Here is a 20,506-nt window from a genome sequence, read left to right on the forward strand (position 1 = left end):
ATTCCTTTTTGTTGTCGTTGTTGTGAAGTGCCAGATCAGGGAAAGCGGCAAGTGACCTCGGGCTTGTCGTAGCCCAGGCTGTCCATTTCATTGAAGGGATGGAGGAAGCCGTCCTGGGGTGAGGTGCTGACCAGCGCCCGGGGTTGCACGATCGGGATCGGCTGGCGCAACTGGCCATTCCACGGGCGATAGCTGAGCTTGCGGCCCTTGAAACCGTCGAGGGGCAATTGATCGCTGATTTCCAGGGTGCGGATCGCCATCGGATCGACCTGGCGCAACTTGCTCACCGCGCTGGCGATGCTGCGCACGGCCATCCAGGCAGCGAAATCGCGGTCATTCATCCAGCGCCCGGTCAAGGCTTCGAAGCGTTTTTGCAGTTGGGCGGCGCCGTAGGTCTCGACGGTTTTGTGCCAACCCACCGGGGTCAGGCCCTGAGTGCCGGCGACCGGCCGTGGGTACCAGGTCTGGTAGGGCACGTATTCACCGAAATCGCCGCGCTCATCCGCCACCAGCACCACGTCGTACTCGGCGGTCTGGGTGAACAGCGGCATGTCGGCCTGGGCGCTGCGGCGCTGGTCGTTATCGAAACTCCAGGCTTTTTCCGCCACCAGTTTCAGGCCGAAACGTTTGGCGGCGCGGCGCAGGGCAGCGGCATAGGCCTGATCGTCCGGCGTCGGGCCGACGATCAGCAGCGCCCGTTGCCATTTGCGCACCACCAGAAATTGCGCCAGCGCATCGGCCAGCATCGCCCGGCTGGGCAGGCTGTGCAGCACGTTCGGCAGGCAGTCGGTGGTGCGCAGGCTGTCGTCGGGGCTGCCGGCGTTGAACAGCAAGCTGTCGGGCAGCACGGCGCTGAGTCGGCGCAGGGTTTCCACCGGCGCATTCACCACAAACAAGCGAAGGCCCTGTTCGTGCTGGGCCTTGGCCGCTTCAACCAATGCATCCGGGCTGTCGGCACTCGCGCTGACCAGGCTGTAGCTGTGGTTGAGAAAACGCCCGGTGCTGTTGCTGTCGGTTACCGCCAGTTCCGCGCCGCGAAGTCCGGCATCGACCGGTTCGGGAATGACGTTCGACAGCAGCGGGCCGGTGTCGGGGCGATAGCCCAGGTAACCGATTTGCACCTGTAGCGGCGCGTCGGCGGCCTGGCTCTGTGTCGCCACCCCGGCGGCGCAGGCGATGGCCAGCAAGTAGATCAGGGCGTAAGGGGCAAGCTGGCGCATAAGGCACTCCATTACAGGTAGCGCCAGCATAGGAAGCCTGCGAGGCAGAATGAAATATGCAGAAAGTACCAGTGAGCCAGTACCAAGGTAGTAGCTCGCCCGGCAGAGGGCGGTTTCAGCCAGGGGCGACGGTATTCAGGTGTGCGCCACAAAGCCTACTACCAAGGGACTAGACGGCGGCCACCAAAGCAGCATGGGGATTGCTCGGGACGGTTCCTAAGATGGGTGCCATAGCCTCTTCAAAGAGGTTTTGCGTGCAATCCTGAGGGCAGAACAATGACAACAAAACGCAGCGCCTTACTCGTTGCCGGACTGCTGGCCGGCTTTATCAGTGCAGGTTCGGTCTGGGCCCACGGCAACGTGGTGCCTCAGGCGGTCGCCACCCCGGGCCTGACCCCGATCAAGGATTCCGGCGTATCGGTCGATGCCGATGGCTGGGCCTCGGTGAACCCTTACCGCACGTCCCCGGAACACGACAAGGCCGTGGAAATCGGCTCCTCGGCGTACAACCAGAACTGCGCCGCGTGTCATGGCCTGGAAGCCAAATCCGGCGGCATCGCTCCCGATCTGCGCCTGCTCGATGTCGGCGACGCCGGTGATGAATGGTTCGTCGAGCGCGTGCGCCATGGCGCCGTGCGTGACGGTCGAGTGTACATGCCGAAGATGGCTGACTACCTGAGTCAGGAAGCCTTGTGGGCGGTGCGCTCCTACCTGGACAGCGTACACGTCGAGGAGTAAGCCATGCGCCTGCTCACTGTGTTGATCAGCGCCGTGTTGCTGTGTTGCCAGGCCGCGCAGGCGCAAGTGCGTACCTTTGACGAGATGATCGCCGCCGGGGAGCTGAAAGTCGCGGTCTACAAGGACTTTGCGCCTTACAGTTTTGAGCAGGCCGGAAAGCCTCGCGGGGTGGATGTGGAACTCGCCGAGGCGCTGGCCAAATCCTTGGGCGTGCGCCTGACGCTGATCTGGGCGCCTGCCGGGGAGAAGCTCGATGACGACCTGCGCGATTACATCTGGCGCGCCAGTCAGCTGCACGATCTGCAACTGGCCGACCTGATGATGCGGGTGCCGTACGACCGCGACTACGCGCAAAAACGCAATGAACTGGGTGAGCTGGAAAACGGCCATGTGGTGATGTTCGGCCCGTACCAGAACGAGCAATGGCAAGTGGCGTATGACCGCCGTCGGCTGGACAAGGTCGCCAGCGTCGCGGTGTTCGAGCAGCACCCGATTGGCGTGGAAGTCGACAGCGTGCCGTCGTTTTACCTGACCTCGGTGTTCAACGGCATGCTCGCCGCCAAGACCCATCACTATCCCGGCGTGCCCCAGGCGTTCGCGGCCATGAAGGCCGGCGAAGTCGACGCGGTAATGGCCATGCGCGGCGAGATCGACTGGCAAGTGCATGAAGCGGCCGACCCGCAAGTGGCCCTGGCGGAAAACGCCTACCCGAACATGGGCAAACAGCTCTGGGAAATCGGCATGGCGGTGCATGAAAGCAACCACCAACTGGCCTATGCCGTGGAAGAAGCGTTGGAAACCCTGATTCGTGAAGGCTCGGTCAAGACCATTTATGAACATTACGGCCTGCGTTATGACGTGCCCGAGATGTATCAATGAACTGGCGCGCGGGTTGCCTGTTGGCCTGCTGGCTGCCTTTGGCGGCTCAGGCTGCGGACATTCTTCCGGGCAAAGACCCGGTGCCGTCGGTGATGTGGGAGTTCTACCACAAGCAAATGCTCGGTGATGCGCCGTTCGTGTTCGACGAGCGGGTCAAGCTGCTGGCGCCGCCATTCGCCGAGGACGCCCGGCAAGTGCCGCTGGAAATCGATGCCCGGGCGTTCAAGGGCGAGGTGGTGAAAATTCTCGCCTGGGCCGAGCTCAACCCGCTGCCGAAAATCGTCGACTTTCAACCGCTGGACCGCGTATTGCCGTGGCTGTCGATCCGCATCCGCATCGAGCAGGCCACACCGCTGCGCGCCGCGGTGCTGACCCGCGACGGGCTGTGGCATGTCGGTTCGACGTTGATCGACGCGGCGGGCGGCGGGTGCACCGCGCCCAGCGTCGTGCGTACTCAGGCCGGCTGGGAAGAACACATCGGCGAGGTGGTGGGCGGTCGATATCCGCGCGACGCCTTCAGCCGCGTGCGCTTGCAGGTAGCGCACCCGATGGACAATGGCATGGTCAGTGGCATTCCGGAATTTTTCATCAACCATGCCGAGCTACGCGATCAAAACGATCAGTTGTTGGCCCGTCTTGAGTTGTTCCCGGCGGTCAGCGAAAACCCCAGCCTGGCCTTCGATATCGAGGGGGCAGGGCAGACGCGCTTGTTACTGCGCGACAACAGCGGCAATCAATTCGATGCGGCCATACCCTGAACCCAAGGAGCGTCTCATGCGCTGGATGCTGCTGTTGTTGATGGGCTTGGGCCTGCCGGCCCTGGCCGACCTCGACTACGTACTCAAACCTCGGCAGATCGCCCAGGACACCTGGCTGCTGGAAGGCAGTACCGACAATTTCGCCCAGGCCAACGGCGGCAATATCGTCAACACCGGGTTCATCGTCACCGAACGTGGGGTAGTGGTGATCGACACCGGGCCGTCAAAACGTTACGGCGAGGCGATGCGCAAGGCGATTGCCGCGACCACCGATAAACCGGTGATTCAGGTGCTGTTGACCCACCATCACCCGGACCATGTACTGGGCAATCAGGCTTTCAGTGACGTTCCGATCGGTGCGCTGGCCGGCACCACCGAGCTGCTGCAGCAGCAGGGTAATGCGATGGCCGAGAACATGTATCGATTGGTGGGGGACTGGATGCGCGGCACCGAAGTGCTGTTGCCAACCCAGGTGCTGACACCCGGCGTGCACAGTTTTGGGAATCACGATCTGCGCCTGCTGAGCCTGGGTGGGCACACCGGCGCGGATCTGGCTATTCTCGACCAGACCACCGGCGTGCTGTTTGCCGGGGACCTGGTGTTTTATCAGCGGGCGTTGACCACGCCCAACAGTCCGGGGCTGTCGGTTTGGCTGGCGGACATCGCCACGCTTCAAGGCTTGCCGTGGACGTTGATCGTGCCGGGCCACGGTCCGGTGGCCAGCGACCCGCAACCCTTCGAACAAATGCGCGACTACCTCACCTGGCTCGACCAGCTCATGCGGGATGGCGCGGCCAATGGCAGCGCCATGACCGAGATGATCCGCAGCTCCATCCCCGAGCGCTTTGCCGGAATCAACCTGAGCCGCTATGAGCTGATTCGCAGCGTCAGTCACTTGTACCCGCGCTATGAGCGCGCGCAGATGACCCGAGTCGATTCCGCCACGCCCCAGTGAACAACACAAATCCCCTGTGGGAGTGAGCCTGCTCGCGATGAGGCCTGCACATTCAACATTGATGCTGCCTGATACACCGCCATCGCGAGCAGGCTCGCTCCCACAGGAGGGCAGTGTCGACCACAGGATGGGTACTCATCTCCTCCGACCCTGTACTAAGGAACTAGCAATCTCAGCACTGCGGGCAATTGTTGCAAGGGCGGCGGCGGCCAAGAATCTGCACTAGACCGGGAAAATTTCCCGGGTATAACAAAAACCGCAGAGGTAGCCGTCATGACCCAACCCGCACGTCGCCAACCCTTCGTCTTGAGTGTGCTGCTCAGTGCCATGCTGCTGTCCGGCACCGCGCTGGCCGGTGTCACCGACCAGGACATTCTCCAGGACCCCAAGAACCCGGAGCAGATCGTCACCAACGGTCTGGGCGTCCAGGGTCAGCGCTACAGCCCGCTGGACACGCTCAACGTCGACAACATCAAGGATTTGCGTCCGGTCTGGGCGTTCTCCTTCGGCGGTGAGAAGCAGCGCGGTCAGCAAGCGCAGCCGATGATCAAGGACGGCATCATGTACATGACCGGTTCCTACTCGCGGGTGTTCGCGGTGGATGCACGCACCGGCAAAAAACTCTGGCAATACGATGCGCGCCTGCCCGATGACATCCGTCCGTGCTGCGACGTGATAAACCGTGGCGTGGCGCTGTATGGCGACCTAGTGTTCTTCGGCACCCTCGACGCCAAGCTGGTGGCACTGAACAAAGACACCGGCAAAGTGGTGTGGAGCAAGCAGGTCGCCGACCACAAGGAAGGCTATTCCATCAGTGCCGCACCGTTGGTGGTCAACGGCAAACTGATTACCGGCGTGGCCGGTGGCGAGTTCGGCGTGGTAGGCAAGATCTCCGCCTACGACCCGAAAAACGGTGAGCTGCTGTGGACCCGGCCGACCGTTGAAGGTCACATGGGTTACACCTACAAGGATGGCAAAGCGATAGAGAACGGCATCTCCGGCGGCGAAGCCGGCAAGACCTGGCCCGGCGATCTGTGGAAAACCGGCGGCGCGGCCCCTTGGCTGGGCGGCTACTACGACCCGGAAACCAATCTGCTGCTGTTCGGCACCGGCAACCCGGCGCCATGGAACTCGCACCTGCGTCCTGGCGACAACCTCTACTCCTCGTCGCGCCTGGCGCTCAACCCGGACGACGGCACGATCAAATGGCACTTCCAGAGCACGCCCCACGACGGCTGGGACTATGACGGCGTGAACGAACTGGTCTCGTTCAACTACACCGAAGGCGGCAAGGAAATCAAAGCGGCGGCCACCGCTGACCGTAACGGTTTCTTCTACGTGCTGGACCGCACCAACGGCAAATTCATCCGTGGCTTCCCGTTCGTGGACAAGATCACCTGGGCCACCGGCCTGGATAAAGACGGCCGGCCGATCTACAACGAAGCCAGCCGACCTGGTGCGCCAGGCACCGAAGCCAAAGGCAGTTCAGTGTTTGTAGCACCGGCATTCCTCGGCGCGAAAAACTGGATGCCGATGGCCTACAACAAGGACACCAAGCTGTTCTACGTGCCGTCCAACGAATGGGGCATGGACATCTGGAACGAAGGCATCGCCTACAAAAAAGGCGCCGCGTTCCTCGGTGCCGGTTTCACCATCAAACCGTTGAACGAAGACTACATCGGCGTGCTGCGCGCCATCGATCCGGTCACCGGCAAAGAAGTCTGGCGCCACAAGAACTACGCGCCGCTGTGGGGCGGGGTGCTGACCACCAAGGGCAACCTGGTGTTCACCGGCACGCCGGAAGGTTTCCTGCAGGCGTTCAATGCCAAGACTGGTGAGAAAGTCTGGGAATTCCAGACCGGCTCCGGCGTCCTCGGCTCGCCGATCACCTGGGAAATGGACGGCGAACAGTACGTTTCCGTTCTTTCCGGTTGGGGTGGTGCCGTACCGCTGTGGGGCGGCGAAGTGGCCAAGCGCATCAAGGACTTCAACCAGGGCGGCATGCTCTGGACGTTCAAGTTGCCTAAAGACCTGGTAGTGGCCAAACACTGATTGCTGCACAGATCGTTCCCACGCTCTGCGTGGGAATGCAGCCCGGGACGCTCTGCGTCCCTTCCAAAGCCGAACGCGGAGCGTCCGTTGAGGCATTCCCACGCGGAGCGTGGGAACGATCATCTACTACCAAATAACGAGAGTCCCCCTGCCAACGGCGCATTCGTCTGGCGCGCGGGGCTCTCTACTATCGGTTCATCGCCTGTTTGCCGACAGGCATCGACCCAGACAGAGGCTCACCATGATCTACGCACAACCTGGAACACCTGGCGCCGTCGTGACCTTCAAGCCGCGCTACGGCAATTTCATCGGCGGCGAATTCGTTGCCCCGGTCAATGGCGAGTATTTCACCAACACCTCGCCGGTCACCGGTGAAGTGATCGCCGAATTCCCGCGCTCCAGCGCCGCTGACATCGACAAAGCCCTCGACGCTGCCCACGCTGCCGCGGACACCTGGGGCAAGACCTCGGCGCAGGACCGCTCGCTGGTGCTGCTGAAAATCGCCGACCGCATCGAACAAAACCTGGAAATCCTCGCCGTCACCGAAACCTGGGACAACGGCAAGGCCGTGCGCGAAACCCTCAACGCCGACGTGCCGCTGGCCGCCGACCATTTCCGTTACTTCGCCGGTTGCATCCGCGCCCAGGAAGGCGGCGCCGCTGAAATCAACGAACTGACCACGGCCTACCACTTCCACGAGCCATTGGGTGTGGTCGGGCAGATCATTCCGTGGAACTTCCCGCTGCTGATGGCCGCGTGGAAACTCGCCCCGGCCCTGGCCGCCGGTAACTGTGTGGTGCTCAAGCCTGCCGAGCAGACGCCGCTGTCGATCATGGTCTTCGCCGAGCTGATCGCCGACTTGCTGCCGGCTGGCGTGCTGAACATCGTCCAGGGCTTCGGTCGCGAAGCCGGTGAAGCCCTGGCCACCAGCAAACGCATCGCCAAGATTGCGTTCACCGGTTCCACCCCGGTCGGTGCGCACATCATGCATTGCGCCGCCGAGAACATCATTCCAAGCACCGTCGAGCTGGGCGGCAAGTCGCCGAACATCTTCTTCGAAGACATCATGAACGCCGAGCCGCAGTTCATCGAGAAAGCCGCAGAAGGTCTGGTGCTGGCGTTCTTCAACCAGGGCGAAGTCTGCACCTGTCCGTCCCGGGCGCTGGTGCAGGAGTCGATCTATGACGACTTCATGAAAGTGGTGATGCAGAAGATCGTCAAGATCAAGCGCGGCAACCCGCTGGACACTGAAACCATGGTCGGCGCCCAGGCGTCCGAGCAGCAATACGACAAAATCCTCTCGTACCTCAAAATTGCCCAGGAAGAGGGCGCCGAGCTGCTCACCGGCGGCGCGGCCGAGCGTCTTGAGGGCGACTTGTCCAGCGGCTATTACATCCAGCCGACGCTGCTCAAGGGCCACAACAAAATGCGTGTGTTCCAGGAAGAAATCTTCGGCCCGGTGGTGGGGATCACCACCTTCAAGGACGAAGCCGAAGCCCTGGCGATTGCCAACGACAGCGAGTTCGGCCTCGGTGCCGGCCTGTGGACCCGCGATATCAACCGCGCCTACCGCATGGGTCGGGCGATCAAGGCCGGGCGTGTCTGGACCAACTGCTACCACCTGTACCCGGCCCACGCCGCGTTTGGTGGCTACAAGAAATCCGGTGTCGGCCGTGAAAACCACAAGATGATGCTCGACCATTACCAGCAGACCAAAAACCTGCTGGTGAGCTACGACATCAATCCGATGGGGTTCTTCTAACCCTCGCCAAAACACCACCGAAACCTGTGGGAGCGAGCCTGCTCGCGATAGGGCCAGTACATTCAACCTCTCCGTTGACTGTCAGGCCGCCATCGCGAGCAGGCTCGCTCCCACATTGGTTTTGTGTGTGGTTTAAGGCCTAGCGACACCCCCTACCAACGCACGCCGCCGCCTCGTTCCAAAGTAGCATTCGGTCACTTGGCGCCCCGTGCATTAATGGCTTTACCGGAATTGCCCGGCACAAGAAGAGGATTGACCCATGTGGCATAAACCCGCGTTTACCGATCTGCGCATTGGCTTCGAAGTGACGATGTATTTCGCCAACCGTTGATTGATCACCCGGCCAGCTAATGGGTTGGCCGGGCCTGCTTTCTGGAGTCAGCCATGCACATCCGCGTTCTCGGTTCTGCCGCCGGTGGCGGTTTTCCGCAATGGAACTGCAACTGTCGTCAGTGCGCCGGTGTGCGCAATGGCAGCCTGCGCGCGCAACGGCGCACGCAGTCCTCGATTGCCCTGAGCGACAACGGTGTGGAGTGGGTGCTGTGCAACGCTTCACCGGACATTCGCGCGCAACTTGAAAGTTTCGCGCCCCTGCAACCGGCGCGCCGCTTGCGCGATACGGCGATTGCCGGGGTGGTGCTGATCGACAGTCAGATCGACCATTGCACCGGCCTGTTGAGCCTGCGCGAAGGGTGCCCGCATGACGTGTGGTGCACCGAGCGGGTGCATCAAGACCTGAGCAGCGGCTTTCCCTTGTTCCCCATGCTCAAGCACTGGAACGGTGGCTTGCAGTGGCAACCCATCGGGCTGGATCGCGAACCGTTCACCATCGCGGCCTGTGCACACCTGCAATTTCGTGCGATTCCCTTGGTCAGCAACGCACCGCCGTATTCGCCCAATCGCGGCAATCCGCAGCCGGGCGACACCATTGGTTTATTTATCGAAGACCGGCGCAATGGCGCCAGCGTGTTCTATGCCCCGGGTCTTGGGCAGATTGATGACGAAGTACTGAGCTGGATGCAACGTGCCGATTGCCTGTTGCTGGACGGCACGTTGTGGCGCGACGACGAGATGCGCGTGAACGAAGTCGGCCAGAGCCTGGGCAGTGAAATGGGCCATCTGGCGCAAAGCGGTCCTGGCGGGATGCTTGAAGTGCTCGAGCAATTCCCACGCCAGCGCAAGGTGCTGATCCACATCAACAACACCAATCCGATCCTCGATGAAGACTCGGCCGAGCGCGCGTTGCTGGAGCGGCGGGGGATTGAAGTGGCTTACGACGGCATGAGTATTGAGCTGTAGCGGCTGACCCCATCGCGAGCAGGCTCACTCCCACAGGGTTCTGTGTGCGCCGCAAGTTCTGTGGGAGCGAGCTTGCTCGCGATGAGGCCAGACCAGACACCACAGAATCCACCGGTTGTTCCCCGGAGAACCGCAATGACTAACACCCCCATGACCCCCGCCGAATTCGAACAGGCCCTGCGCGCCAAAGGCGCCTATTACCACATCCATCACCCCTTCCACCAAGCCATGTACGCCGGCCGCGCCACGCGCGCGCAGATTCAGGGCTGGGTCGCCAATCGCTTCTATTACCAAGTGAACATCCCGCTCAAGGATGCCGCGATCCTCGCCAATTGCCCCGACCGTGACGTGCGCCGTGAATGGCTGCAACGCATCCTCGACCATGACGGCGCGCCCGGCAGCGAAGGCGGCATCGAAGCCTGGCTGCGCCTGGGGGAAGCGGTGGGTTTGGACCGCGAGCAAATCCTCTCTCAGGAATTGGTGCTGCCTGGTGTGCGGTTCGCCGTGGACGCCTACGTCAATTTCGCCCGTCGCGCCTGCTGGCAGGAAGCCGCCAGCAGTTCACTCACTGAACTGTTCGCGCCGCACATTCACCAGTCCCGCCTCGACGCCTGGCCCACGCATTACCCCTGGATCGACCCGGCCGGCTATGACTATTTCCGCACACGCCTGAGTCAGGCGCGGCGTGATGTCGAGCATGGCTTGCGCATTACCCTGGCGCACTACGTCACGGTCGAAGGCCAGCAGCGCATGCTGGAGATTCTGCAGTTCAAGCTTGACGTGCTGTGGAGCATGCTCGACGCGATGAGCATGGCCTACGAGCTGGAACGCCCGCCGTATCACACCGTCACCACCGAGAACGTCTGGCACCGGGGGATCGCGCTGTGAACCCGATCGTGACGCCACCCGGTCCGCCGCTCTGGCTGTTGGCGGAGCTGACTTATCGCTGCCCGCTGCAATGCCCGTATTGCTCCAACCCACTGGACTTCGCCCAGCAGGGTGAAGAATTAAGCACCGAAGAGTGGATTCGGGTATTTCGCGAAGCCCGGGAGATGGGCGCCGCGCAGTTGGGGTTTTCCGGCGGCGAGCCGCTGGTGCGCCAGGACCTGGCCGAGCTGATCAAGGCCGCGCGGGACATGGGTTATTACACCAACCTCATCACCTCGGGCATCGGCCTGACCGAACAAAAGGTCCGTGACTTCAAGGTCGCCGGGCTGGACCACATCCAGATCAGCTTTCAGGCCGCCGACGAGCAGGTCAACAACATGTTGGCCGGCTCGCGCAAAGCCTTCGCGCAAAAACTGGCCATGGCCCGGGCGGTGAAAGCCCAGGGCTATCCGATGGTGCTGAACTTCGTCACCCATCGGCACAACATCGACCAGATCGCGCAGATCATCGACCTGTGCCTGGAGCTGGAGGCGGATTTCGTTGAATTGGCCACGTGCCAGTTCTACGGCTGGGCCGAGCTCAACCGTGTTGGCCTGTTGCCGACCCGCGAACAATTGCAGCGTGCCGAGCGCATCACCAACGAGTACCGCGATCGGCTTGAGGCCCAGGGCCATCCCTGCAAGCTGATCTTCGTGACGCCCGATTACTATGAAGAACGCCCCAAGACCTGCATGAATGGCTGGGCCAACCTGTTTCTCGACATCACCCCGGACGGCACGGCGCTGCCGTGCCACAGTGCGCGGCAGCTGCCGGTAGAGTTTCCCAACGTACGCGAGCACAGCATTTCGCACATCTGGACCGAGTCCTTCGGTTTCAACCGCTTTCGTGGCGATGACTGGATGAAGGAGCCGTGCCGCTCCTGCGATGAAAAACATAAAGACCTGGGCGGCTGCCGTTGCCAGGCGTTCATGCTGACCGGCGATGCCGAAAATGCCGACCCGGTGTGCAGCAAGTCGGCGCACCATGGCGTCATCCTCAAGGCCCGCGATGAAGCCGACGCGCCGGGGCAGGGGATGGAGCACCTGACGTTGCGCAACGAGAAGGCTTCGCGGTTGATCTATCGCGGATAAACCACCAAACACGAATCCCTTGTGGGAGCGAGCTTGCTCGCGATAGCTGAGTGTCAGACAACATATCTTTTGACTGGCAGTCCGCTATCGCGAGCAAGCTCGCTCCCACAGGGATCTTCAGCGGTGGAGAACTTGGGTATACCACGGCGATTTCTACCCATTGGTCTGATTGCATTCGTGTCGGGATGGGGTAGTGTGGGTTCTACCTTCCAAAACAATAAAAACAGGCTTTCCAATGAGCCAGAGTCTCAGCCAGCTGCGTAAATTCGTTTCGCCTGAAATCATTTTTGGTGCCGGCTGCCGGCACAACGTCGGCAACTGCGCCAAGACCTTTGGTGCGCGCAAGGTGTTGGTGGTCAGCGACCCCGGGGTGATTGCCGCCGGTTGGGTCGCCGATGTCGAAGCCAGTCTGCAGGCCCAGGGCATTGAATACTTTGTTTATAGCGACGTATCCCCCAACCCAAGGGTCGAAGAAGTCATGCTCGGTGCCGAGCTGTACAAGGAAAACCACTGCGACGTGATCGTCGCCGTCGGTGGCGGCAGTCCGATGGATTGCGGCAAAGGTATCGGCATCGTCGTCGCCCACGGGCGCAGCATCCTTGAGTTCGAGGGCGTTGATACCATCCGCGTGCCCAGCCCGCCGCTGATCCTGATCCCGACCACCGCCGGCACCTCGGCGGATGTCTCGCAATTCGTGATCATTTCCAACCAGCAAGAGCGCATGAAATTCTCGATCGTCAGCAAGGCCGTGGTGCCAGACGTTTCGCTGATCGACCCGGAAACCACCCTGAGCATGGACCCGTTCCTGTCGGCCTGTACTGGCATCGACGCCTTGGTGCATGCCATCGAAGCCTTCGTTTCCACGGGGCACGGGCCGCTGACCGACCCGCATGCGCTGGAAGCGATGCGCCTGATCAACGGCAATCTGGTGCAGATGATCGCCAACCCGGGGGACATCGCCCTGCGCGAGAAAATCATGCTTGGCAGCATGCAGGCCGGGCTGGCGTTCTCCAACGCGATCCTCGGCGCGGTGCACGCCATGTCCCACAGCCTGGGCGGGTTCCTCGATTTGCCGCATGGCTTATGCAACGCGGTATTGGTCGAACACGTGGTGGCGTTCAATTACAGCTCGGCGCCGGATCGCTTCAAGGTGATCGCCGAGACGTTTGGCATCGATTGCCGTGGCCTCAATCACCGGCAGATTTGCGGACGTCTGGTCGAACACCTGATCGCGCTCAAGCACGCCATCGGTTTCCATGAAACCCTGGGCTTGCACGGGGTCAGCACCGCCGACATTCCGTTCCTTTCGCAACACGCCATGGACGACCCGTGCATCCTCACCAACCCGCGTCAATCCAGTCAGCGTGATGTCGAGGTCGTCTATGGCGAAGCCCTCTGACGAGCAGCAACGGGCGCTCGCCGGGTTATTGGGATTAGGCAGCCACTCGGCGCGCAAGAGCCATTACCCGGAGCTTGCAGCACGGCTGGACGAGTTGGAAGCGGAGCGCAATCGCTACAAGTGGCTGTTCGAAAACGCCGTGCACGGCATCTTTCAGGCGAGCCTGCTGCAAGGCATGCGCGCCGCCAACCCGGCGCTGGCGCGGATGCTCGGTTATCAGGACCCGCAAGAGGTGCTGTTTTCCCTGGCGGACCTGGCGAGCAACCTGTTTGTCGGCGGCGCCAAGGAGCTTGCAAACATCGGCGAGATGCTTCGGCACCAAGGCAGCCTGCACGGCTATGAAACCCAATTGCGACGCAAGGACGGCAGCAGCCTCGACGTGCTGATGAACCTGCTGCTCAAGCCTGATCAAGAAGGGCTGGTGGAAGGTTTTGTCGCCGATATCACCGAACGCAAACTCGCCCAGCAACGCCTGCAGCAACTCAATGACGAACTGGAGCAGCGCGTCACTTCGCGTACCGACGAATTGCTGGAAGCCAACCGCAACCTGCAACAACAGATCACCCAGCGTAAACAGATCGCAGAAGCCTTGCGCGATGCCCGGGACGCCGCCGAGGCCGCCAATCGCAGCAAGGACAAATACCTCGCCGCCGCCAGTCATGACCTGCTGCAACCGCTCAACGCTGCGCGCTTGCTGATCTCGACCTTGCGCGAGCGCAAGTTGCCGGAGGTCGAGCAAGTGTTGGTGGAGCGAACGCACCAGGCCCTGGAAGGGGCAGAGGATTTGCTCACCGATTTGCTGGACATTTCCCGGCTCGACCAGGCGGCCGTCAAACCGGATGTCGCGCTGTACCGCCTCGACGAATTACTCGCGCCGCTGGTCTCGGAGTTTCAGTCAGTGGCCGAGGCCGCCGGATTGAACCTGCGGGTGCACATGGGCGATTACGCCATTCACACCGACTTGCGCCTGATGACGCGCATCCTGCGCAACTTCCTCAGCAATGCCTGCCGTTATACCGATGAGGGCAGCATTCTGCTGGGTGCCAGACGGCGCGGGGACATGCTGCGCCTGGAAGTCTGGGACACCGGGCGCGGGATCGCCGCGGACCGGCTCGATTCGATCTTCCTGGAATTCAATCAACTCGATGTCGGCCGCGCCGCCGACCGCAAAGGCGTCGGATTGGGGCTGGCCATCGTCGAACGAATCGCCAAGATCCTGGGTTATAAAATCGGTGTTCATTCGCGGCCGGGGCGCGGTTCGATGTTCAGCATCGACGTGCCGATTTCCCATGAGATTCCGTTGCCGATCAGTCTGGCGGCCCCGCAGCCTGGCGCGGGGAATCCGTTGCCGGGCCGGCGCCTGCTGGTGCTGGACAACGAAGTGAGCATCCTTGAAAGCATGAGCGCATTGCTCGGGCAGTGGGGCTGCGAGGTGGTCACGGCGACGGATGAATCCTCGGCGCTGGCCGCCTTGAAGGGACGGGCGCCGGAGTTGATTCTGGCGGATTACCACCTCGATCACGGGGTAGTCGGCTCTGACGTGGTGCGGCATTTGCGTGAGCATTACAGCGAGTCGATTCCGGCGGTGATCATCACGGCCGACCGCACCGACCAGTGCCGGCGCGCGCTGCAACGACTCGATGCGCCGCTGCTGAACAAACCGGTGAAACCCGGCAAGTTGCGCGCGGTGCTGAGTCAGATGCTCGGGTAGTCGAGCGGCCGATAGTGCAGGCTGAATCCGAGTTCGCCGGATTGGCCTTTTTCCAGCAGACGCAAGCCTGGCCGTCCGGGCAGGTGGTGTGCGTTGACCGGGTGGCTCACCGGTTCGATGCAGAAAAAACCAAGGCCCGGCGGGCAGTAGAGCAGGTAGGTGTCGCTGCCGCTGGCCTGGCAATCCAGTTCGTAACCCAAGTCGGGTTGCTGGATCAGGCAATGGCCGTCCCATGCGCAGAAACCGTTGTCGACCAGCGTGGCCGGCAGGGCATTGAGTTGATCGAAGTCCCACTCGGCGGGCCGTTCGACCCGCGCTGTCGGCAGTCTCGCCTCATCGCATAACCAGACTTGCTCAGCCTTGGCCTTTAGCCGGGTGTTCGCGGTGCGCGGAAAGTAGGGATGTAGCCCGAGCCCATGCCACGCTGCGTGTTCAGCCAGGTGAGTGACTTGCAGATCGATGCTCAATCGGCCCTCGCTCAAGTGAAACCGTTGCCGGGCGCGATAAGCGAATGGCGTCGAGCTGTCGAGTTGCAGCACCACTTCGTTCTGCGTCTGCGAGACCACCTGCCACGGTTGTTGCCAGGCGCTGCCGTGAATCGGCAGCGGATCGGTGAGGCTGTTGGGTGTCAGGGCAAGCCAGCCATCAGGGCAGTCGAAACCCCCGTGTGCGATGCGGTTCGACCACGGCACCAAAGGGTAGCAACCGAGCTTCCCCGGCAGGCCGGTGTTCAGCGCCTGGTTGTCGTTGTGCCGTAACAACGGCTGCCCGGTGCTGCGAATCGTCCAGTTGACGAGGCTGCCGCCGAGTTCAGGGGCGAGGGTGAGGCGGGTGAATTCGTCTTCGAGTTCGAGAAGGTCTGGCGTCATATCGGTTGAGCTCTGATGGAAGGACACGGCGGATACGGCAGGTGTGTGCCCCTCGTTTTACCGAGGGGCACCTTTATCACAACACCAGATGCGGCAACCACAGCGACAGTGCCGGAATGTAGGTCACGGCCAGCAGCACCAGAAACAGCACGCCGTAGAACGGCAGCAGCGCCTTCACGGTTTTTTCGATGCTGACTTTACCCACCGCCGACCCCACGAACAGCACCGCGCCCACCGGCGGCGTAATCAAACCAATCCCCAGGTTCACCAGCATGATCATGCCGAACTGCACCGGGTCCACGCCGATGCCGAGAATCACCGGCATCAGGATCGGCGTCAGGATCAGGATCAGCGGCGCCATGTCCATTACGGTGCCGAGCAACAGCAGCATGACGTTGATGCACATCAGGATCACGTAACGGTTGTCCGACAGGGTCAGGAACATCGTGGTGATTTTCGATGGGATCTGCATCAGGGTCATGATGTAGCCGAAGCTCGCCGCGAAGCCGATCAAGATCATCACGATCGAGATGGTTCGCACGGTGCGGTGCATCAGTTTCGGCAGCTCGCTCCACTTGTAGTCGCGGTAGATGAACATGGTCACGAAGAACGACCACAGCACCGCAATCGCCGCCGATTCAGTGGCGGTGAAGATCCCCGACAAAATGCCGCCGAGGATGATGACCATCGCCATCAGGCCCCACATCGCTTCGCCGCAGATCTTCAGGGCTTCGCGCAGGGGAATGACTTCGCCCTTGGGGTAGTTGCGCTTTTTCGCGAAGATCAGGCACAGCACCATCAGGCACGCGCTCATCAACAGGCCCGGCACCACGCCGGCCATGAACAGCGAGGCGATCGATACCGTGCCGCCGGCGGCCAGCGAGTAGAGCACCGAGTTGTGGCTCGGCGGGGTCAACAGGGCTTGTACCGAACCACTGACGGTCACGGCGGTGGCGAATTCCCTTGGATAGCCGCGACGTTCCATTTCCGGAATCAGCACCGAGCCGACTGACGCGGTGTCTGCCACCGAGGAGCCGGAGATCGCGCCGAAAAAGGTCGAGGCCATGATGTTGACCAGCGACAAGCCGCCACGGACAAACCCGACCAGTACCCCGGCGAACGCCACCAGCCGACGGGACATGCCGCCCTCGGCCATGATCGCGCCCGCCAGGACGAAGAACGGAATCGCCAACAGGGAAAATTTGTTCACGCCACCGGCGACTTGAATCATCAGTGCCTGGAACGGGATGTCGATCCACCAGGCACCGATCAGGGCGGAAAGCCCCAGTGCATAGGCGACCGGCATGCCGATCAGGATCAACGCAATAAAACTGCCCAACAGAATCAACGCGTCCATTCAGGCAGCCCCTTCGCTTTCTTCAACCAGGTCGAAACGCACGACCCGACGGTTGCTCTGGTCACCGAGCAGGAGTTTTTCCAGCACAAACACCAGCGTCAGCACGCCGCCAATCGGGATCGGCATGTACGTGATGCCGACGCGCAACGTCGGCATGGCGCTCATGAACTGGTTCCAGGTGGACAGGCACAGCTTGGTGCCCCAGATCGCCATGAACAGGCAAATGGTCGCCATCAACAGTTGGGAAAAAACGCTTAACGCCTTGCGCATTGGCGGGGCCATGCGGTCGGTGAGCATCGCCACCGCCATGTGTGCCCCGGCGCGGTAACTGGCGGCGGCGCCGATGAAGGTGAACAGCATCATCAGCAAAATCGCGGTGGGCTCCGGCCAGCTTGAGCCGGTGCCGAGTACGTAACGGGCGAAGACGCCCCAGGGGATGATTAATGCAATGGCCAGGACGGAGAGTCCGGCGACCCAGATACAGGTCATGTAAAGCGTGTCATTGATGCGCAGCAGCAGATTCTTCATCGGGTTCCACCGTAACCGGGCGCGCGCAGACGTACACCAACGTCGGCGGCGCCGGGCCTTTCATGAGTGCAGGGAGGGTTACTGAACGGCTTCGATGCGCTTGATCAAGTCGGCGTAAGGCGCGCCGTACTTCTCGCGGATCGAGGCGGTGGCCTCATAGAAAGGTTTCTTGTCGACGGTGATGAACTCGACACCGGCCGCCTTGAGTTTTTCCTCACTGCTGGCCGATTTGGCATCCCACAGGATGCGTTCCTGGGCCTGTGCGGCTTTGGCGGTTTTCTTCACCAGCACCTGCTGCTCGGGGGTGAGTTTGTCCCAGGTGATTTTCGACATCACGATCGGCTCGGGCAGGATCAAATGCCCGGTCAGGCTGTAGAACTTGGCGTTCTGGTAGTGGTTGTGTTCGAGCAGCGTCGGCGGATTGTTTTCCGCGCCGTCGATCACCCCGGTCTGCAAGGCGCTGAAGATTTCGCCGGTGTCCATCGCAATGCCGTTGCCGCCCATGGCGTTGATGGTCTCGATGAACATCGGGTTGCCTTGTACGCGGATCTTCATGCCCTTGAGGTCTTCGAGTTTGCGCACCGGTTTTTTGGTGTAGATGTTGCGCGTGCCGCCGTCCATCCAGGCCAGGGCGACCAGGTTGAATTCGGATTGGGTGATCTTGTCGAGGATCTCGTCGCCGACTTCGCCGTCGATGACTTTGCGCATGTGTGCCTGATCGCGAAACACGAACGGCATGTTGAACACGTTCACGTCCGGCACTACCGGCCCGACGATGCCGAGGCTGACCCGGGCCATTTGAATGGCGCCGACCTGCGCCTGTTCAATCACTTCCTTTTCCGAGCCGAGCACACCGCCGGCGAACATCTTGAAGGTCAGCTTGCCGTTGCTGTCGGCGACCAGGGTTTTGCCCAGTTGTTCTTCGGCCACGACGGTCGGGTAACCGGCGGGGTGGATATCGGCGAATTTGATTTCCAGTGCCTGGACGGCACTGCTGAGGGAGAAGGCCAGGGGGAGTGCAGCGGCGAGCAAGGTGCGTTTGAAGTCCATGGGGGGGTGTCTCCAGTATTGTTATTTTTTTTGTATTCAAGGCGCAGCGGTGCAGCACAAGCGGTCAAGGTAAAGCGTTGAAAAACGGTTCCGGTAAACCTTTGACGCCGGGATTGAGGGCGAACACCCCACCGGCCAATGAGTGTTGATCCTGGTCGTCGCCGGGGCGGATCGAGGTCACGAACAGCGTGTCCAGTCGACTGCCACCGAAGGCGCACATGGTAGGTTTTTTCACGGGTACGGCGAGGGAACGGTCCAGTCGGCCATCCGGGGTGAAACGGTGAATCAGTCCCGCGTCGTTGGCGCAAATCCAATAGCAGCCTTCGGCATCCACCGCGGCGCCGTCGGGGCGCCCGGGGAACTGATTCATGTCGACGAACAGCCGCCGGTTCGATGGCGTGCCACTGTCGATGTCGTAATCAAAGGCCCAGATCTGCTGGACCAAGGGATGGGAATCGGACAGGTACATCGTGCGGCCGTCGGGGCTGAAACCCAGGCCGTTGGGCACGATGAACCCAGAGAGTTGCGGCGCGAGCGGGCCGCGCTGGCCATTGCTGTAGCGGTACAGCGTGCCCTCGGCGGCATTGGCGCCCATGTTCAGCACCATGCTGCCGGCCCAGAATCGGCCCTGACGATCACAGCGTCCGTCGTTCAGGCGCATGTCCGTGCGAGCGTGGTCGACGTGCGCCAGCCGTTCACTGTCGAGGCTGCCATCGTTGTGCGGGTGCAAATGAAAGAAGCCGCTTTCCATACCGGCCACCCAGCCGCCGTCGCTGTGACGGGTGATACAGGCAAGCATTTCCGGCGCGGTCCAGGCGTGAACATGGCCGGTTTCGGCGCTCCAGCGCTGCAGCCCGCCAGCAGGAATATCAACCCAGTACAGGGCATTTTCCTCGGGGACCCAGACCGGGCTTTCACCGACGGCGTTACGGGCATCGACAATCAATTCGGCTTGCATGGCAACTCATTCCCTTGGGTTTTTGCGGTTGGGAGCGGCGATGACTCAGTCGCCGAACGGGCCGGACGCCACAAACGCGCCGCCCTGGTAAACCAGGGCCGGGTCATCGGCGGCTGGCATCGGCTGGGCCTCGACTTTTTCGCGGAACACTTCGGAGCTGTCCTGAGGCTGGTAACCCAGGCCGGCGGCATAGCGGTTGTCCCACCAGACGTCGTTGTTGTCGGAGGCGCCATAGACCACGGTGTGACCAACGTTCGGTGCGTACAGCGCACATTCGAGCAAGTGGGTCAGGTCGCCGAAGCTCAGCCAGGTGCTCATCATCCGGCGGTTTTGCGGTTCCGGGAACGAAGAGCCAATGCGGATGCTGACGGTCTCGATGCCGTAGCGATCAAAGTAGAAACTGGCCATGTCTTCGCCGTAGGACTTGGACAAGCCGTAGTAGCTGTCGGGGCGGCGAGGGGAGTGGGCGTCGATGATTTCGCCCTGTTTGTAGAAGCCGATCACATGGTTGGAACTGGCGAAAATCACTCGCTTCACGCCGTGGCGGCGTGCGGCTTCGTAGATGTGGAACACGCCGCAAATGTTGGCGCCGAGGATCTCTTCGAACGAACGCTCCGTCGACACGCCACCAAAGTGCAGGATCGCGTCCACGCCTTCGACCAGTTGATGCACGGCTTGCTTGTCCGAGAGATCGCAGATGATGACTTCTTCACGGTCATCGAGGGCCGGTGCCATGTCGACGATGTCCGACAGGCGAATGACGTTGGCACAGGGGCGCAGCGTTTCGCGCAAGACTTTACCGAGGCCACCGGCGGCACCAGTCAGCAGCAGGCGATTGAAAGGGGGAGTAGGCGTGGCGGTCATGGAAGTCCCTGCGCGCAGTTATTGTTGTAGGTTGTCGTATGACTTTGCCAAAGTATCGTTAGGCTTTCCAAGTCTTGTCAACGCGACTT

The 20,506-nt window shown here is 61.6% G+C and carries 19 protein-coding genes; 12 read left to right on the forward strand and 7 right to left on the reverse strand.

What is annotated here, in order from left to right:
• Positions 1 to 35 precede the first annotated feature (35 nt).
• Positions 36 to 1,220, reverse strand: coding sequence for a lanthanide ABC transporter ABC transporter substrate-binding protein PedA1 (locus QRN31_RS07825; RefSeq protein ID WP_285431227.1), 1,185 nt, complete (start codon positions 1,218 to 1,220; stop codon positions 36 to 38).
• Between the two features lie 276 nt (positions 1,221 to 1,496).
• Here QRN31_RS07825 and pedF point away from each other — a divergent pair, with 276 nt between their 5' ends.
• From pedF to QRN31_RS07885, 12 genes are all read left to right on the forward strand, one after another.
• Complete coding sequence (gene pedF, locus QRN31_RS07830; protein WP_285431229.1) at positions 1,497 to 1,958, forward strand: cytochrome c-550 PedF; 462 nt, start codon at positions 1,497 to 1,499, stop codon at positions 1,956 to 1,958.
• Between the two features lie 3 nt (positions 1,959 to 1,961).
• Positions 1,962 to 2,837, forward strand: coding sequence for a substrate-binding periplasmic protein (locus QRN31_RS07835; protein ID WP_285431230.1), 876 nt, complete (start codon positions 1,962 to 1,964; stop codon positions 2,835 to 2,837).
• Positions 2,834 to 3,595, forward strand: coding sequence for a quinoprotein dehydrogenase-associated SoxYZ-like carrier (locus QRN31_RS07840; RefSeq protein WP_285431232.1), 762 nt, complete (start codon positions 2,834 to 2,836; stop codon positions 3,593 to 3,595). Before QRN31_RS07835 ends, QRN31_RS07840 begins: the two co-directional genes overlap by 4 nt.
• Before the next feature lie 16 nt (positions 3,596 to 3,611).
• The gene (locus QRN31_RS07845) at positions 3,612 to 4,550 is read left to right on the forward strand and encodes a quinoprotein relay system zinc metallohydrolase 1 (RefSeq protein ID WP_285431233.1); all 939 of its coding nucleotides are present in this window, start codon (positions 3,612 to 3,614) and stop codon (positions 4,548 to 4,550) included.
• A 273-nt stretch (positions 4,551 to 4,823) separates the two neighbouring features.
• The gene (locus tag QRN31_RS07850) at positions 4,824 to 6,602 is read left to right on the forward strand and encodes a PQQ-dependent methanol/ethanol family dehydrogenase (protein ID WP_285431234.1); all 1,779 of its coding nucleotides are present in this window, start codon (positions 4,824 to 4,826) and stop codon (positions 6,600 to 6,602) included.
• 241 nt (positions 6,603 to 6,843) lie between these two features.
• A complete protein-coding gene (gene exaC, locus QRN31_RS07855) occupies positions 6,844 to 8,364 on the forward strand; it encodes an acetaldehyde dehydrogenase ExaC (protein ID WP_285431235.1) in 1,521 nt (506 codons plus the stop codon).
• Between the two features lie 259 nt (positions 8,365 to 8,623).
• Complete coding sequence (pqqA, locus tag QRN31_RS07860) at positions 8,624 to 8,695, forward strand: pyrroloquinoline quinone precursor peptide PqqA (protein ID WP_081499480.1); 72 nt, start codon at positions 8,624 to 8,626, stop codon at positions 8,693 to 8,695.
• 53 nt (positions 8,696 to 8,748) lie between these two features.
• Positions 8,749 to 9,663: a pyrroloquinoline quinone biosynthesis protein PqqB gene (gene pqqB, locus QRN31_RS07865; RefSeq protein ID WP_285431236.1), complete on the forward strand. Its 915-nt coding sequence runs from the start codon at positions 8,749 to 8,751 to the stop codon at positions 9,661 to 9,663.
• A gap of 135 nt (positions 9,664 to 9,798) precedes the next feature.
• A complete protein-coding gene (gene pqqC, locus QRN31_RS07870; protein WP_285431237.1) occupies positions 9,799 to 10,551 on the forward strand; it encodes a pyrroloquinoline-quinone synthase PqqC in 753 nt (250 codons plus the stop codon).
• A complete protein-coding gene (gene pqqE / locus QRN31_RS07875) occupies positions 10,548 to 11,681 on the forward strand; it encodes a pyrroloquinoline quinone biosynthesis protein PqqE (RefSeq protein ID WP_285431239.1) in 1,134 nt (377 codons plus the stop codon). The genes pqqC and pqqE overlap by 4 nt, the downstream gene beginning before the upstream one ends.
• A gap of 235 nt (positions 11,682 to 11,916) precedes the next feature.
• Positions 11,917 to 13,080, forward strand: coding sequence for an alcohol dehydrogenase-like regulatory protein ErcA (gene ercA, locus QRN31_RS07880; RefSeq protein WP_222587129.1), 1,164 nt, complete (start codon positions 11,917 to 11,919; stop codon positions 13,078 to 13,080).
• Positions 13,064 to 14,791, forward strand: coding sequence for a PAS domain-containing hybrid sensor histidine kinase/response regulator (locus QRN31_RS07885; RefSeq protein ID WP_285431241.1), 1,728 nt, complete (start codon positions 13,064 to 13,066; stop codon positions 14,789 to 14,791). The genes ercA and QRN31_RS07885 overlap by 17 nt, the downstream gene beginning before the upstream one ends.
• On the opposite strand, the gene QRN31_RS07890 is transcribed toward QRN31_RS07885, so the two are convergent.
• The 6 genes from QRN31_RS07890 to QRN31_RS07915 all read right to left on the reverse strand — a co-directional run bounded on the left by QRN31_RS07890 (position 14,776) and on the right by QRN31_RS07915 (position 20,417).
• Positions 14,776 to 15,660, reverse strand: coding sequence for an aldose 1-epimerase (locus QRN31_RS07890; protein WP_285431243.1), 885 nt, complete (start codon positions 15,658 to 15,660; stop codon positions 14,776 to 14,778). The two genes, QRN31_RS07885 and QRN31_RS07890, sit on opposite strands and share 16 nt — an antisense overlap.
• A 76-nt stretch (positions 15,661 to 15,736) precedes the next feature.
• Positions 15,737 to 17,017, reverse strand: coding sequence for a TRAP transporter large permease (locus QRN31_RS07895; RefSeq protein WP_090184782.1), 1,281 nt, complete (start codon positions 17,015 to 17,017; stop codon positions 15,737 to 15,739).
• Positions 17,018 to 17,545 carry a TRAP transporter small permease gene (locus QRN31_RS07900; protein WP_285431245.1) on the reverse strand — a complete coding sequence of 176 codons (528 nt, stop codon included), beginning with the start codon at positions 17,543 to 17,545 and terminating at the stop codon, positions 17,018 to 17,020.
• Positions 17,546 to 17,623: 78 nt separating this feature from the next.
• Positions 17,624 to 18,595: a TRAP transporter substrate-binding protein gene (locus QRN31_RS07905; RefSeq protein ID WP_285431247.1), complete on the reverse strand. Its 972-nt coding sequence runs from the start codon at positions 18,593 to 18,595 to the stop codon at positions 17,624 to 17,626.
• Between the two features lie 64 nt (positions 18,596 to 18,659).
• Positions 18,660 to 19,553, reverse strand: a complete 894-nt coding sequence (locus tag QRN31_RS07910; RefSeq protein WP_285431248.1) for an SMP-30/gluconolactonase/LRE family protein — start codon at positions 19,551 to 19,553, stop codon at positions 18,660 to 18,662.
• A gap of 45 nt (positions 19,554 to 19,598) precedes the next feature.
• A complete protein-coding gene (locus QRN31_RS07915) occupies positions 19,599 to 20,417 on the reverse strand; it encodes an NAD-dependent epimerase/dehydratase family protein (RefSeq protein ID WP_285431250.1) in 819 nt (272 codons plus the stop codon).
• Positions 20,418 to 20,506 lie beyond the last annotated feature (89 nt).

The organism is Pseudomonas sp. fls2-241-R2A-110 (assembly GCF_030209165.1).
In the GTDB taxonomy this organism is placed as follows: domain Bacteria; phylum Pseudomonadota; class Gammaproteobacteria; order Pseudomonadales; family Pseudomonadaceae; genus Aquipseudomonas.